Origin of the sequence: Streptomyces justiciae, assembly GCF_015163075.1 — a bacterium.
In the GTDB taxonomy this organism is placed as follows: Bacteria; Actinomycetota; Actinomycetes; order Streptomycetales; family Streptomycetaceae; genus Streptomyces; species Streptomyces justiciae.
The window spans coordinates 90,293-104,663 of sequence record NZ_JADDXU010000005.1 but is presented as its reverse complement, the minus strand read 5'-3'; the positions used below and the strand labels follow the sequence as shown (position 1 = coordinate 104,663).

General features: G+C 71.7%; 14 protein-coding genes. 4 read left to right on the top strand and 10 right to left on the bottom strand.

Annotated elements, in window-relative coordinates:
* Window positions 1-30 precede the first annotated feature (30 nt).
* Both IQ210_RS15790 and fdxA read right to left on the bottom strand, forming a co-directional pair.
* Window positions 31-1,122: a bifunctional succinyldiaminopimelate transaminase/glutamate-prephenate aminotransferase gene (locus IQ210_RS15790; protein ID WP_194079659.1), complete on the bottom strand. Its 1,092-nt coding sequence runs from the start codon at window positions 1,120-1,122 to the stop codon at window positions 31-33.
* 116 nt (window positions 1,123-1,238) lie between these two features.
* Entirely contained in the window at window positions 1,239-1,556 is a 318-nt protein-coding gene (fdxA, locus tag IQ210_RS15785; protein ID WP_010047804.1) for a ferredoxin, read from the bottom strand.
* A gap of 140 nt (window positions 1,557-1,696) precedes the next feature.
* Between fdxA and IQ210_RS15780 the strand changes: the two genes are divergently transcribed.
* Together IQ210_RS15780 and IQ210_RS15775 are read left to right on the top strand one after the other, a co-directional pair.
* Window positions 1,697-2,707, top strand: coding sequence for a GNAT family N-acetyltransferase (locus IQ210_RS15780; RefSeq protein ID WP_194079658.1), 1,011 nt, complete (start codon window positions 1,697-1,699; stop codon window positions 2,705-2,707).
* 29 nt (window positions 2,708-2,736) lie between these two features.
* Entirely contained in the window at window positions 2,737-3,588 is an 852-nt protein-coding gene (locus IQ210_RS15775) for a transglutaminase family protein (RefSeq protein WP_194079657.1), read from the top strand.
* A gap of 113 nt (window positions 3,589-3,701) precedes the next feature.
* Here IQ210_RS15775 and IQ210_RS15770 read toward each other — a convergent pair whose 3' ends face one another.
* From IQ210_RS15770 to IQ210_RS15755, 4 genes are read right to left on the bottom strand one after another with little or no spacing between them, the layout of a single operon-like run.
* Complete coding sequence (locus IQ210_RS15770) at window positions 3,702-4,316, bottom strand: response regulator transcription factor (RefSeq protein ID WP_194079656.1); 615 nt, start codon at window positions 4,314-4,316, stop codon at window positions 3,702-3,704.
* Window positions 4,313-5,512, bottom strand: coding sequence for a sensor histidine kinase (locus IQ210_RS15765; protein WP_194079992.1), 1,200 nt, complete (start codon window positions 5,510-5,512; stop codon window positions 4,313-4,315). Before IQ210_RS15765 ends, IQ210_RS15770 begins: the two co-directional genes overlap by 4 nt.
* A gap of 5 nt (window positions 5,513-5,517) precedes the next feature.
* Complete coding sequence (locus IQ210_RS15760; RefSeq protein ID WP_194079655.1) at window positions 5,518-6,258, bottom strand: ABC transporter permease; 741 nt, start codon at window positions 6,256-6,258, stop codon at window positions 5,518-5,520.
* Complete coding sequence (locus IQ210_RS15755) at window positions 6,255-7,163, bottom strand: ABC transporter ATP-binding protein (RefSeq protein WP_194079654.1); 909 nt, start codon at window positions 7,161-7,163, stop codon at window positions 6,255-6,257. Before IQ210_RS15755 ends, IQ210_RS15760 begins: the two co-directional genes overlap by 4 nt.
* 213 nt (window positions 7,164-7,376) lie before the next feature.
* Here IQ210_RS15755 and IQ210_RS15750 point away from each other — a divergent pair, with 213 nt between their 5' ends.
* Window positions 7,377-7,709: an SH3 domain-containing protein gene (locus tag IQ210_RS15750; RefSeq protein ID WP_194079653.1), complete on the top strand. Its 333-nt coding sequence runs from the start codon at window positions 7,377-7,379 to the stop codon at window positions 7,707-7,709.
* 83 nt (window positions 7,710-7,792) lie between these two features.
* Here the strand turns inward: IQ210_RS15750 and IQ210_RS15745 are convergent, their stop codons facing one another.
* The 4 genes from IQ210_RS15745 to IQ210_RS15730 all read right to left on the bottom strand — a co-directional run bounded on the left by IQ210_RS15745 (window position 7,793) and on the right by IQ210_RS15730 (window position 11,966).
* Window positions 7,793-10,312 carry a peptidoglycan binding domain-containing protein gene (locus IQ210_RS15745; protein ID WP_407699703.1) on the bottom strand — a complete coding sequence of 840 codons (2,520 nt, stop codon included), beginning with the start codon at window positions 10,310-10,312 and terminating at the stop codon, window positions 7,793-7,795.
* Between the two features lie 160 nt (window positions 10,313-10,472).
* Window positions 10,473-10,883 (bottom strand): DUF6113 family protein, encoded by a 411-nt coding sequence (locus IQ210_RS15740; RefSeq protein WP_194079651.1) that lies wholly within the window; start codon window positions 10,881-10,883, stop codon window positions 10,473-10,475.
* A complete protein-coding gene (gene mshB, locus IQ210_RS15735; RefSeq protein WP_194079650.1) occupies window positions 10,880-11,740 on the bottom strand; it encodes an N-acetyl-1-D-myo-inositol-2-amino-2-deoxy-alpha-D-glucopyranoside deacetylase in 861 nt (286 codons plus the stop codon). The genes IQ210_RS15740 and mshB overlap by 4 nt, the downstream gene beginning before the upstream one ends.
* A gap of 31 nt (window positions 11,741-11,771) precedes the next feature.
* Complete coding sequence (locus IQ210_RS15730; protein ID WP_109496262.1) at window positions 11,772-11,966, bottom strand: hypothetical protein; 195 nt, start codon at window positions 11,964-11,966, stop codon at window positions 11,772-11,774.
* 178 nt (window positions 11,967-12,144) lie between these two features.
* On the opposite strand from IQ210_RS15730, the gene IQ210_RS15725 reads away from it, so the two are divergent.
* A complete protein-coding gene (locus IQ210_RS15725; RefSeq protein WP_194079649.1) occupies window positions 12,145-14,262 on the top strand; it encodes a S9 family peptidase in 2,118 nt (705 codons plus the stop codon).
* Window positions 14,263-14,371 lie beyond the last annotated feature (109 nt).

Here is a 14,371-nt window from a genome sequence, read left to right as displayed (position 1 = left end):
TCCCCCGGGCCCCATTGCTTTGTCCCGCGGTTACAGGCGCTCTACGGCCGCCCGCACCCGTTCGTCCGTCGCCGTGAACGCCACGCGTACGTACGTCTTGCCCGCCTCGCCGTAGAAGTCGCCCGGCGCCACGAGGATGCCCAGCTCGGCCAGGTGGGCGACGGTGTCCCAGCAGGACTCGTCGCGGGTGGCCCAGAGGTAGAGGCTGGCCTCGCTGTGCTCGATGCGGAAGCCGTGCTTGACCAGCGCCTCGCGCAGCGCCTCGCGGCGGGCCGCGTACCGCTCGCGCTGCTCCTGTACGTGGGTGTCGTCGCCCAGCGCCGCGACGACCGCCGCCTGCGTCGGGGCGGACGTCATCATGCCGCCGTGCTTGCGGATCTCCAGCAGGGGGCCGAGGACGGCCGGGTCGCCCGCCAGGAAGGCCGCGCGGTACCCGGCCAGGTTGGAGCGCTTGGAGAGGGAGTGGACGGCCACGATGCCGTCGTACGAGCCGCCGTTGACGTCCGGGTGCAGGACCGAGACGGGGTCGGCCTCCCAGCCGAGCTCGAGGTAGCACTCGTCGGAGAACAGCAGCACGCCGTGCTCCCGGGCCCAGGCGACGATCCGGGTCAGCTCCGCCTTCGACAGGACCTTGCCGGTCGGGTTCGACGGGGAGTTGAGCCACAGGAGCTTCAGGCCCTCGGGGTCCAGCTCGGTCGGGTCGTCGTAGACCTCGTAGTCGGCGCGGGCCAGCCGGGCGCCGACCTCGTACGTCGGGTAGGCCAGGCGCGGGTACGCGACCTTGTCGCCGGGGCCCAGGCCCAGCTGGGTCGGGAGCCAGGCGACCAGTTCCTTGGAGCCCACGATCGGCAGGACGTGCCGGTGGGTGACCTCACGGGCGCCCAGGCGGCGCTCCAGCCAGCCGGTGATCGCGTCGCGCAGCGCCGGGGTGCCCCAGACCGTGGGGTAGCCCGGGGAGTCCGCCGCGTCGATCAGGGCCTTCTGGATCAGCTCGGGGACCGGGTCGACCGGGGTGCCGACGGAGAGATCGACGATGCCGTCCGGGTGGGCTGCGGCCGTCTTCTTGTACGGCTCCAGCTTGTCCCACGGGAAGGTGGGGAGGCGGTCGGAGACTGCGGACACGGGGACTGGCTCACTTTCTGGTACGTACGGCAAACGCCTCGGTCCCGTACGGCGATCAGACGTGATCTGGCCGTACGGGACCGAGGCGGCACGAAGACTGCGGGCCGCTTGTGCGCTTACGCCTGGGGCGGCAGCGCGGCGATGAAGGGGTGGTCCCGCTCGATCAGACCCAGCTTGCTGGCGCCGCCGGGGGAGCCGAGCTCGTCGAAGAACTCGACGTTCGCCTTGTAGTAGTCCTTCCACTCCTCCGGAGTGTCGTCCTCGTAGAAGATCGCCTCGACCGGGCAGACCGGCTCACAGGCACCACAGTCGACGCATTCGTCCGGGTGGATGTACAAGGACCGGGAGCCCTCGTAGATGCAGTCGACCGGGCACTCCTCGATGCACGCCTTGTCCTTGACGTCGACACAAGGCTGCGCGATGACGTAGGTCACGCTGTCGTTCCTCCTCGATAGGGCGCTGGCGGGCCTCCATAGGCTCCGCCGCCTGGCGCGCGGGAGCGCGGCGTCGTCGATGCCCGCCCCTAGTATCTCCGTTCTTGGGCATGATCCGAACAGGAGGGGTGAACTGACCTGTGGAAATCTCTGCGACGGGGCGCCTTGAGGTCCGTATCACCGCAGCTGACGTGGGTAAACGGGTCTCCGTACGCCGCTTGAACGATCCTGGGGTTCCGGGTGAGAAGTTCACCGACACGGTGGGTGTTCTCGCATCATGGGACACCGGTGTGCTTCGGATCACACGGAAGGACGGCGAGACTGTCCGCATCGCGGAATCCTCGCTGGTCGCGGGCAAGGTCGTGCCGAGCGCCCCGGCCCGTCGCCGGGGGCCCTCCGCCTCGTACGCGGAACTCGCCCACGTCTGCACGCGCGCGTGGCGGCCGGTGGAGAGCGAGCGGCTCGGCGAGTGGGAACTGCGGGCCGCGTCCGGCTTCACCCGGCGGGCCAACTCGGTACTGCCGATCGGCGACCCCGGCATGCCGCTGGACGACGCGCTGGAGGCCGTACGGCGCTGGTACGGCGCTCGCGGGCTGCCCGCGTACGTGCAGACCGCGACCGGCGCCGAGGGCACGCAGGAGCTGCTGTGCGCGGAGCTGGAGCGGCGCGGGTGGGTGCGCGAGGTGACGGCCGAGCTGTGGATCGGGGCGCTGGCGCCGATCGCCGACCGGGCCGAGGGCGCCGGGGTGGAGCTGTCCCGGGACGTGGACGAGGCGTGGCTCGCGCGGTACCAGCGCAAGGGGGTGAGCGAGGTGGCGCTGAAGGTGCTGGGGAGCGGGCCTTCGGTGTGGTTCGCGAAGGTGCCGGGGGACGGCGATGTGCCCGCCGCCATCGGGCGGTGTGTCGTGGACGGGCGGTGGGCGTCCTTCGCCGCGGTCGAGGTCGATCCCGAGCAGCGGCGGCGCGGGCTGGCCACCGAGGTGATGGCCGCGCTGGCCCGGCGGGCGCTCGACGAGGGCGCGTCGGCGGCCTGGCTCCAGGTCGAGGAGGAGAACGCGGGGGCGCGGACGCTGTACGCCGGGATGGGCTTCGGGGCGCATCACGCGTACCACCACTACCGGGAGCCGGCGACTGCCGGCGACGGCCGGTAGCGATCGCTGTGAGAGGGCACGAGCCAGCTATGCGTCTGCCGCATCCACCGTCCCCGGAACGCTCCGCCGAACTGCGCCGGCGGTTCGCCGAAGAGGCCCGCTCCGAGCGGCCCGACCTGTCCGCGCTGTGTCTGCTGATCGGCGCGGAGGCGGACGGCGGCCTCGACGAGGCGGGCATCGACGCGGCCCAGATCGAACTGGACGACCTCGCCGGGCGGCTGCCGTTCCGGCCGGGTGGGCCGCGGTCGTGGGCGGTGGCGCTGCGGGAGCTGCTCGGGGAGCGGTGCGGGTTCCGCGGCTCCGCCGCGGACTATCAGCGGCTGGAGTCGTCGTTGCTGCACGAGGTGCTTCGGCGGCGGCGCGGGTTGCCGATCCTGCTGTCCGTGGTGTGGATGGAGGTGGCTCGGCGGGCCGGGGCGCCGGTGTACGGGGTCGCTCTTCCGGGGCACTTCGTGGTGGGGTTCGGGGCCGCGGAGGAGCAGGTGCTGGCCGATCCGTTCGACGGGGGGCGGGTGCTGGCCGGGGCGGACGCGGAGTTGTTGGTGGCGGGGGCCACGGGGGCGGCGCTTGATCCGTCCATGTTGGCGCCGGCCGATCCGTTGGATGTGGTGCTGCGGATTCTCAACAACGTGCGGGCTTGGGCTGCGGCTCGGCCGGAGCGGTCGGATGTGGCGCTGTGGGCTGTTGAGTTGTCGTTGCTGTTGCCCTCGCATCCGGCTCGGTTGCGGTATGAGCGGGCTCAGTTGCTTGTCGAGCGGGGGGATTTTCTTGTGGGGGCCTCTGAGTTGGAGGCCTATGCGGAAGTGGTGGGGGCTGTGGATGAGGGGGCTGCTGAGCGGGTGCGTCGGCAGGCTCGGTCGGCTCGGGCGATGTTGAACTGAGTTCGCCGTAGGGGCTTGTGATGGTGGGTGGGTGCGGGTGCGTTGTGGCTGGTCGCGCCCACGCGGCGGTAGCCGCAAATCGATACAGCCCCGCGCCCCCAAGACAAAAGCCTCTACAGCCAGCCCTTTTCTCTCGCCAGCCGCGCTGCCTCTGCCCTGTTCCTCACCGCCAACTTCTGGATTGCCGTCGAGAGATAGTTGCGGACCGTCCCCTGCGACAAGTGCAGCTTCGCTGCCAACTCGGCGTTCGTGGAGCCGTCTTCCGCCGCCCGCAGGACCTCGCGCTCCCTGTCCGTCAAAGGGTTCGCGCCCTCCGCCAGTGCCGCTGCCGCCAGCGTCGGGTCGATGACCCGCTCCCCCGCCAGTACCTTGCGTACCGCCTCCGCCAGTTGGGCGGCCGGGGCGTCCTTGACCAGGAACGCGTCGGCGCCTGCCTCCATGGCGCTGCGGAGGTAGCCGGGGCGGCCGAAGGTGGTCAGGACGACCAGCTTGACGTCCGGCAGGGCCTTGTGGACCTGGGCCGCCGCCTCGATGCCGGTCATGCCGGGCATCTCGATGTCCAGGAGGGCCACGTCGACGGCGTGGGTCTGCGCTGCGGCCAACACCTCGTCGCCCCTGGCCACTTGGGCGACCACCTCGATGTCGTCCTCCAGGCCGAGGAGGGCGGCGAGGGCCTCGCGGACCATCGACTGGTCCTCGGCGAGGAGGACCTTGATCGTGTGGCTCATGCCCCGGATCCTACGGGCGTCACCGCGCCGGCGGGCACTCGGGCGAGCAGGCGGAAGCCGTGCTTGGTGCGGCCCGCCTCCAGGGTGCCGCCCGCCTTCTCCAGGCGCTCGCTCAAGCCGGTGAGGCCGTTGCCGGGGCCCTTGCCGGAGCCGCCCGAGCCGTTGTCCTCGACCGAGAGTTCCAGCACCGGGCCGTCGAGGGTCTGGCGGCGCAGCACCTCGACCGTGCAGCGGGTCGCGCCGCTGTGCCGTACGACGTTGGTGACCGCCTCGCGCAGCGCCCAGGCGAGGGCGCTCTCGCTCTCCTCGGGGATGTCCCTGAGGTCGGGTTCGGCGCATACGTCGGCGATGACCGAGGCGGCCGTCAACGCGACCTGGGCGCCCGCGAGTTCCTCGGGCAGTCGGGGCCTGCGGTAGCCGGTGACGGCCTCGCGGACGTCCACCAGGGCCTGGCGGCTGACCTGTTCGATGTCGGCGACCTGCTGGGCCGCCTTGTCGGGGTGGTCCGGGAGCATCCGGCCGGCCAGTTCGCTCTTCAGCGTGATCAGGGAGAGGGAGTGCCCGAGGAGGTCGTGCAGGTCACGGGCGAGACGCAGCCGCTCCTCATTGGCGGCGAGCTGGGCGACCGTGGCGCGGGCCTTGCGCAACTCGACGGTGGTGGCGACGAGTTGCCGGATGCCGGTCATGGAGTAGCCGACCAGGAGCACCACCAGGAACAGGCCCCATGCCTCGTCCAGGTCGTGGGCGTGCCAGCCCGCCAGCATCATCGCGGCGGTGGTGAGCGGGATCGCCCAGTAGGCGGTCCGCAACGGGAAGACCACCCCGCAGGTGACCGAGACGTACACGAACAGGCCGAGCCATTCGCTGCCGAAGCCGAAGGCCAGGGCGAGTCCCAGCGCCCAGAAGGTGGCAGCCAGGACGGTGATGATCCCGCCGCGGAAGGGCCGGCCCATGGTGCGGAAGACCAGGGTCAGATAGAGCCCGACGAAGGCCACGAGGCCCGTCCAGCCGGCCGCCGTGGCCGCGGTGGTGTGGTGACCGTCGGCCAGGTCCCGCACCGGGGAGGCGAGAAAGACCAGCCAGGGCAGGACCCACACCAGCTTCCGGATCACCTCGCCCCGGTTGCGGGGTGGCCGGCCGATCCGGATCAGCCGTTCCGCCCGCGCTTCCTCGTCGGGCCGCAGATCGTCCGTCATCGCACTCACGCCTTCAGCGTGTCCTTCCGGTACAGCCAGGCCGCGCCGCCGGTGAACAGGGCGAAGAAGACGGCGAGGACGGCGATGTCCTTGGCATGGGGGGCCTGGCTCTGCTCGATCGCCTGCCCGAGGGCAGCGTACGCGTGCGTGGGCACCCACTTGGCGATGTCCTGGAGCCAGGACGGGAAGGTCGTCGTCGGCATCCACAGACCGCCGAGGATGGACAGCCCGAAGTAGGTGATCATCGTGATCGGCCGGACCGCGTCCCCGCTCGCCAGGTACCCGATGGCCACCCCGAGCGCGGCGAAGACGAGGCTGCCGGCCCAGATCGCGCCGGTGAGCGCGAGCCACTGCCAGGCGTCAAGGCGTACGTCCTTCACGGCCGCGGCGACGACGAAGACGACGATTATCGAGGGCAGGCTGACCACGGCCGCGCTCGCCGTCTTCGCGAGGACATAGCCGCGCCCGGGCAGGGTCGTCAGCCGCAACTGCCGTACCCAGCCGCTCTCCCTCTCCTTGGCGATGCGCTCGCTGTTGCCCATCAGCACGGCCGTCAGGGCTCCGAAGGAGGCCATGGAGACCATCATGTAGGTCGGCAGGGTCAGACCCGTGCCGTCGACCTTGTCCGTGCCGTCGGCGCTGCCCGCGATGAGCAGGAAGAGGAGGGACGGGTAGAGGACCGAGAAGAACAGGAACTTGCGGTTGCGCAGGGCGCGGTTGAGTTCCAGCTTGATCAGGCTGTTCATGACGTACGGGCCTCCTCGGCCTCGGTGATGGCGACGAAGGCCTGCTCCAGGCCGAGCCCGGCGACTTCGAGGTTGCGGGGGTAGAGGCCGAGGCCGTAGAGGGCGTGGACGGTGGCGTCGGCGTCGGAGGACTGGATGCGGACGGTGGTGCCGGAGACGTCGAGGCGGGCCAGGAAGGGCAGGGCGCGCAGGGCGGTCTCGTCGATGTCGGTTTCGTACAGGTCGAAGGAGATCCTGCGCGCCCCCGCCTTCGCCTTGATCTCGGCGGCCGTTCCGTCGGCGAGCAGCCGGCCCCGGTGCAGCACGAGCACGCGGTCGGCGACGGCGTCGGCCTCTTCGAGGTAGTGGGTGGCGAAGAGGACCGTCCGGCCCTGGTCGGCCTGTTCGCGCATGGTGGCCCAGAAGGCCTGGCGGGTGGTGACGTCCATGCCGGTGGTCGGCTCGTCCAGGACGATCAGGTCGCTGTCGCCCGCGGTCGCGAGCGCGAAGCGGACGCGCTGGGCCTGGCCGCCGGAGAGCTTGTTGACCTTGCGGTCGGCGATCTGGGTGATGCCGGCCCGGGCGAGGACGTCGGAGGCCTTGTACGGCTTCGGATGCAGGTCGCAGGCCAGTCCGACGATCTCGGCGACGGTCACCTCGTCCATCAGCCCGCCGCTCTGGAGCATCGCGCCGACCCGCCCGGCGACAATCGCCTCACGCGGGCTGGTGCCGAAGAGGCGGACACTGCCGCTGTCCGCCTGCTTGAGGCCGAGCAGCAGGTCGAGCGTGGTCGACTTGCCGGCGCCGTTGGGGCCCAGCAGGGCCACGGTCTGTCCGGGGTGGAGGCTCAGTGTCAGGCCGTCGACGGCCCGGACCTCGCCGTACGCCTTGCTCACCTGGTCGAATGCGACCGCTGTCGTCGTCATGTGATCCAGAGTGGCGTTCGGGGGCCTCGGACGGCAGTGTCGGCGGTCCTGACTGCCGGATGACAGATGTCATGGGTGCGAGCCGCTTCAGGTGCCGCCGGTGCGGATGGGTCCAGTGCGGGCACCGGGAAATCAGTGGCGTGGACACGCCAGGGCCGGTTACCTTGGCCGCCGCTCGGCCCGACCAACCGTGCACCACCACAGGGGGTAACTGTGAAACGCAGGATTCTCGCCGGCTTCGCCACCGCCATGCTCACCGTGGCCGGTCTCACCTTCGCCGCTCCGGCGCAGGCCTCGACATCGAGTGACGCCTCCGTCCAGGCGATCAACTGCCACGCCAAGGAAAGCGTCCGTATCCGGCAGTCCAAGTCGACCGGCTCGACCGCGCTCGGCCTCTTCCCGAAGGGTGCGGGAGCGGAGTGCGGCGGCGCCTCCGAAGGTGGCACCTTCACCGCCTGCGGCTACACCGACGGGTACTTCTGGATCGCGATCAACTACCAGGGGATCAGGGGGTACGTGGCCCTGTACTGCATCACGCGTCCGTGACCGCGGTCGTATGAGTCGTACGAGAACCGAGAAGGCCCGTCCTCACCGGACGGGCCTTCTTCGGTGTGCGGGACGATACGCCGTCAGCTGGGGTTCGTGTCGATGACCCCGGTGCGCTCCGCCGTGGTCGTGCCGCGCAGCACCTTGCGCAGCACCGCGACCACGTCCTCCGGGCGGACATCGCGCTCGCCGGTGGCGGTCTTGACCTTCACTCCGTCGAAGGTGGCGCCGTACGCCTCCTTCAGGGCCTTCAGGTCGTACGTCTCCACGAGCTTGCCGTCGACGGCCTTGACACCGAGGATCTTCGGCAGCGACAGCGCGCCCAGCGGGATGCTGTGCGCCGCGTCGGTCTGGACGATGACATTGCCGGACATCGCGGGCTTCGCGAACTCCTTCATCATCCGGTCGACCTCGGCGTTCGAGATCGTCGGCTGCTTGGTCGTCGTCGGGAGCGTGATCGCGCCGGCCGAGCCGGTCTCCACCTGGGTGCGGTACGCCTGTTCGACCGACGCCGTCGACTTGGCGACGTCGATGCCCTTGCCCGCCTTGCCGTAGACGGCGACGGCCTTGCCGTTCGTGAACTTGATCGTGCCGTCGGTCGCCGAACCGGAGCTGCCGGAGGCGTCCTCCAGGGCCGCGGTGAGCTTCTCCTCGTCGACCGGCATCTCGGGCTCGATGACCCGCTGGCCGCCGAAGAGCGAGCCGATCACGGAGACCGGGTTGTAGTCGCTGGTCGCGGCCTTGCTGACGGTGGCCTGCATGTCGAACTGGAGGCCGGCCTGGTCGGGCTGGAGCTGGACCGTCTTGCCGTCCACCGACAGCTTCAGCGGCTGGTTCACCTTCTTGTCGAAGGCCGCGTCGAGCTTCTTGACCGCGTCGTCGCGGGTGCCGCCGCCGATGTCGACGCCGAGGACCGTGGTGCCCTTGGGGACGTCGGAGTGGTTCATCAGCAGGCCCGCGCCGTACGCGCCGCCGGCGATGACGACCACGCCCACGGCGACCAGGGTCAGCTTGCTGCGGCCCTTCTTCTTCGCCTTCTTCTTCGACGACGACGCCGGCACGTTCTGCGCGACCGGCTCGGGCAGCTTCGGAGGCGTGTGCGGCAGCGGCCCGTCGGTGGGGGCGCCCGGCCCGAACGGGGAGTTCTGGGCGGTGGGCGGCACGACCGGGATACCGCTGGTGACGGTGTGCCCGGAGACGTTGTCCGGCGGGGTGCCGTAGCCGGGGGTGCCCGGTTCGGGGGCCGGCTTCTGCGGGGTGAGGATCGCGGTGTCGTCGCTCAGGCCGCCGCCGGGGCCTCGGCCGGGGGCGCCGCCCTGCGGGCCGCCGTGAGGGCCGGCTCCGGGTCCGCCGGGGCCGGTTCCGGGGGGCGCTCCGACGCCGGGGCCCGCGAGGCCGGCGGAGGCGTTGGACGCGCCGGGGCCACCGGGGCCGCCCGGGCGGCGGTGACCGCCGGGAGCACCGGGCCCACCAGGACCACCCACGCCACCAGGACCGCCGAGCGCACCCGGTCCGCCCGGTCCGCCCGGGCCACCCGGGCCACCCTGCGGGCCGCCGACCGGCGGTACGACCGGGCCGTCGCCGGTGACCGGGCCGCCGGTCGGGCCCGCGGGGCCCTGCGGGCCGCCGTAGCCGCCCTGGCCGCTGAAGTCGTTGGGCCCGTTGAAGTCGTTGGCGGGCGGGAAGCGGTGCGAGCCCGTGGAGCTGTTGAAGTCGTCGTGGCCGCCAGGGAGGCCGGCCTGGGCGCCGTAACCGTTCTGTCCCGCTTGGCCGTTCTGACCGTTCTGGGGGCCCTGGCCGTTCTGCGCGCCGCCGTTGTCCGAGAAGTACGGCAGGTCGTCGCGCCGCGGCTCGCCGCCGGGGCGTGCACCGCCCAGCGGGCCCGCCGCCAGCGCCTCGGTCACGTCGAAGGAACCCGTGCCGCCGCCGTGGCCGGGCGCGACGGGGCCGCCGGTCGCGCCGGGCAGGCCCGCGCCGTTGGTGGAGCCGGAACGGGAGCCGCCGGGCACACTCATGGAGCCGACCACGCCACCGGGACGCCCGGCACCGGGCCGCGCACCACCGGAAGCACCACCAGAAGCACCAGCGGGAGCGCCACCGGCCGGAGCCCCCGGCGCGGCACCGGACCCGTTCGGCGCGGGCGCCGAACCTCCGGGCAGACCGGCCCCGTTGGTCGCGCCGCCGCCCTGACCGCCCTTGGCGGGGCCGGACTTGCGCGGGGCGAACCAGTCGCTGGTCTTCTCCTCGGCGGACGGAGCCGGCTCGGCGGGAGCCTCGGCCATGCCGTTGCCGGCCGCGCCGCCCGCGGCAGGCGCGCTCGGCGCCGGGGTCTCGGCCGTGGTGTCACCCGTGGTGCCCTCGGCGTCCGCGACGGGCGTCCGCACGACGACCGGCGGGATGGGCCGCGACCCGGGGATGTTGATCCGGATCCGGGTCGTCAGCGTGGTCTCGGTCTTGCGCTCATCGGACTGCGCGGCCGAACGGCCCGCGTCCGTACCGTCGTCGGAAGCCATGGGGGTCCCGTAGGGCGGCGTGCCCGAGGGGTATGCGGCTCCGCCGCGCCCGTTGGGCCCGGAGGACGGACTGTCAGTTTCACGACTCAAGGCAGGTTCTCCCGGTTGGCTCCACCGCCCGTGTCGACCTCAGTGCTTCGGGCGGCTCGGCGGCGCGCACCACCATACTGGCCACTTCTGGCCCGTATCCCACGACCGCTGGGGAAACCCACACCGGACTCGCACGTCCCTGTCGCGGCGAAGTGGTACGTCACTTGCCAAGTCGGACGGCGTCGCCGTCCGGTTGCCGCCCCACGCCGAGCGTGGCGCAGATCACAGCCGTAGCCATGCCACCGAGCAGGAAGAGGTACGAGCCGGCTCCCGCGCCGAAGAGGAAGTCGCCCTCGGGGCGGCTGGCGGTGAGCAGGATGACGGCGAGCACCCAGCCGCCGGCCGGTGCGACGGCCCCGCCCCGGCCGCCGACGGCGCGCGCACCGCCGAGGCAGAGCCCGGCCTCGCCCGCGAGGGCGAGCAGCAGGCCGCCCGGGAACCACCCGGACTGCACCAGCGATCCGGCGGCGCCGACGACCGCGCCGAGCAGGAAGAGGCCCAGGTAGACGAGGGCCCGTCCGGCGGAGGGGGCCTTGAGGGGCTGGGCGAGCATCGATCCGTGGTCGTTCATGAGATGTCCCCGGTGCCGGCGAAGAGATCGGTCTCCAGATCCCCGGGTACCCGTTCCCCACGGACCAACTCGTAGTACTCGGTGGCGAAGAGGGGCTGGGCGAGGTCGTTGGAGAGCACGAAGTACGGTGCGGCGACCGTGATCTGGGTGGCGTGCGCGGCCATCGCGGCGGCCTTGGCGGCGGCGTGGGCGGTGCCGTCGATCGCGGTCGTCACCCGCTCGTCGTCCACGACTCCCGGTACGTCGTCCAGGACGCCCTCCTTGGTGAAGGGCAGGCCGGGCAGGTCGTCGTGGAGGCGGGCGAAGGCCTGTTCGCCGACCGTGCGCGGCACGCGGTTCCAGTAGACCTTGGGGATCGTCCAGCCCGCTTCGGCCGCCAGGTCCGCGGCACGCATGGCGACGCGGTGGGCCTGGATGTGGTCGGGGTGGCCGTAGCCGCCGTTCTCGTCGTAGGTGACGAGGACGTGCGGACGTACCTCCAGGATCACCCGCACGAGATGGGCGGCGGCCTCGTCGACGTCCGCCTGCCAGAAGCAGGCGGGGTCGTCGTTGTCGGCGAGGCCCATCATCCCGGAGTCGTGGTAGCGGCCCGCGCCGCCGAGGAGACGGAAGTCCTCGACGCCGAGTTCGCGCATCGCGGCGGTGAGCTCGCCGAGGCGGTACTCGCCCAGGGCGGCGCCGGAGAGGTGCCGGAGTTCCGGGGGGATGACCTCGCCGTGCTCACCGAGCGTGCAGGTGACCAGGGTCACCCGGGCACCCTCGGCCGCGCAGCGGGCCATCGTCGCGCCGTTGTTGATCGACTCGTCGTCCGGGTGCGCGTGCACCAGGAGGAGGCGCCGGGCGGGTGGTTCCGTCATGGGACCACCCTAAGGGCCGTCTCGGGAGGGGTCAGAACTTGATGCTGCCGATCATCCCCGCGATGTTCGTCGTCAGCTCGCTGATCGTCGGCGCCATGGTCGATGAGGCCAGGTAGAAGCCGAGCAACATGCAGACGATCGCATGTCCGGCCTTCAGTCCTGACTTCTTGATCAGCAGGAAGACGATGATCGCCAGCAGCACCACCGCCGAAATCGAGAGTGCCACGGCGGCTCACCTCCAAAGATCCCAAGAGCGCGGGGGGTTCGGACCAGGGGGGCAGATAAATCCATACGACAGCCAGCGGGTTCATACCCACTATGCGCTAGTGATCATAACTATCCGTACTCGCGCATCGGTCGGCGCACGGACGCACAAGGGGGCGTATGGCCAATATGGTCGGGGCATGACGACGACGTCCGACTCCTTCCCTCGCCGGCACGCCCGCACCCAGCGCTTCACGCTCGGCGCGCCGCGCGCGTTCACCGTGGCTCCCGACGGTTCCCGTGTCGTGTTCCTGCGCTCGTCCTCCGGTACGGACCGGGCGAGTTCGCTGTGGGTGCTCGATCCCGCGGACGGCGGGGAGCGCGTGGCGGCCGACCCGCGCGCCCTGCTCGGCGGGGCCACGGAGGATCTGTCACCCGAGGAGCGGGCGCGCCGCGAACGCAGTCGTGAGGGCGGGGCCGGGATCGTCGGCTACGCCACCGACTCGGCGGTGGAGTTGGCGTCTTTTGCCTTGTCAGGGCGGCTGTTCGCGGCGGAGCTGCGGGCCGGGACGGCGACCGAACTCCGGGTCCCGGGACCGGTGATCGACCCGCGCCCCTCCCCCGACGGCCGGCTCGTCGCGTACGTCGCCCAGGGCGCCCTGCGGGTCGTCGGGGCCGCGGGCGAGGGTGACGTGGCGCTGGCGGAGCCGGAGTCGGAGCACATCACCTACGGTCTCGCCGAGTTCATCGCGGCCGAGGAGATGGGCCGGTCACGGGGGTTCTGGTGGTCGCCGGAGTCGGACCGGCTGCTGGTGGCGCGCGCGGACGACACGCCGGTACGGCGCTGGTGGATCTCCGACCCGGCCCATCCGGAACGTGATCCACAGCACGTGCCGTATCCGGCGGCGGGGACCGCGAACGCCGACGTACGGCTGTACGTGATCGGCCTCGACGGGACGCGCACGGAGGTGACGTGGGACCGCGCCCGCTACCCGTATCTGGCGCATGTGCACTGGTCAGCGGCGGGTGCGCCACTGTTGCTGGTCCAGGCGCGTGACCAGCGCAGTCAGCTGTTCCTGGCCGTGGACACCGAGTCCGGGGCGACCCGGATGGTGCACGCGGACGAAGATCCAGTTTGGCTTGATCTTTTCCCAGGGGTGCCCTGCTGGAGCCCGTCCGGGCGGCTCGTGCGGATCGCGGACGAGGGCGGCGCGCGGGTCCTCGCGGTCGGCGAACGTCCGCTGACCGGGCCGCAGTTGCATGTCCGTGCGGTGCTGGACGTGTCCGACGACGACGTCCTGGTCTCGGCCTCGGCCGGGGAGCGGGCGGCGGAGCCGGAGACCGGCGAGGTGCATGTGTACCGGGTCAACGAGCTCGGCGTGGAGCGGGTCTCGCAGGAGCCGGGGGTGCACTCGGCGGTGCGGGCCGGGAGCGTGACCGTGCTGGTCTCGGCGACGCCGGGGCGGGCCGGGTCGGTGGCGCAGGTACTGCGGGACGGGAAGCAGACGGCGACGATCACCTCGTACGCCGAAGATCCCGGTATGTCCCCGCGCGTGACGCTGACCGAGGGGGGCGCACGGCGTATCCCGTGCGCCGTGCTGTTGCCTCGGGACCACCAAGAGGATGGTCGTCTTCCGGTTTTGCTCGATCCCTACGGGGGACCGCACGGGCCGCGGGTCCTGGCGGCCCACAACGCGCACCTCACCAGCCAGTGGTTCGCCGACCAGGGGTTCGCGGTCGTGGTCGCGGACGGGCGGGGTACGCCGGGACGCTCGCCGGCCTGGGAGAAGGCGATCCACCACGACTTCACGGTGTCCCTCGACGACCAGGTGGAGGCGTTGCAGGACCTGGCGACCCGCTACCCGCTGGACCTCGACCGGGTCGCGATCCGCGGCTGGTCGTACGGCGGCTGGCTGGCGGGGCTGGCGGTCCTGCGCCGCCCCGACGTCTTCCACGCGGGGATCGCGGGGGCGCCGGTGACGGACTGGCGGCTGTACGACACCCACTACACGGAGCGGTACCTGGGTGACCCGCGGACCTCACCGGAGTCGTACGCGAAGAGCTCCCTGGTGACGGACGAGGGCCTGTCCGCCCCCGCCGAGCCGCACCGCCCGCTGATGATCGTGCACGGCACCGCCGACGACAACGTGGTCTTCGCCCACGCCCTCCGCCTCTCCTCGGCCCTGCTGTCCGCGGGCCGCCCGCACGAGGTGCTCCCCCTGTCGGGCGTGACCCACATGACCCCGCAGGAACAGGTCGCGGAGAACCTGCTGCTGCTCCAGGTGGACTTCCTGAAGCGGTCGCTGGGGCTGCTGTAGCGGGCCGGGGTACGGCAACGGGCCGGGACGACATGGCGCGTCCCGGCCCGTTTACGGCACCCGCACGGCCGTACGTTGTTCAGACTGACGCGTCCGTATATCGGGATCG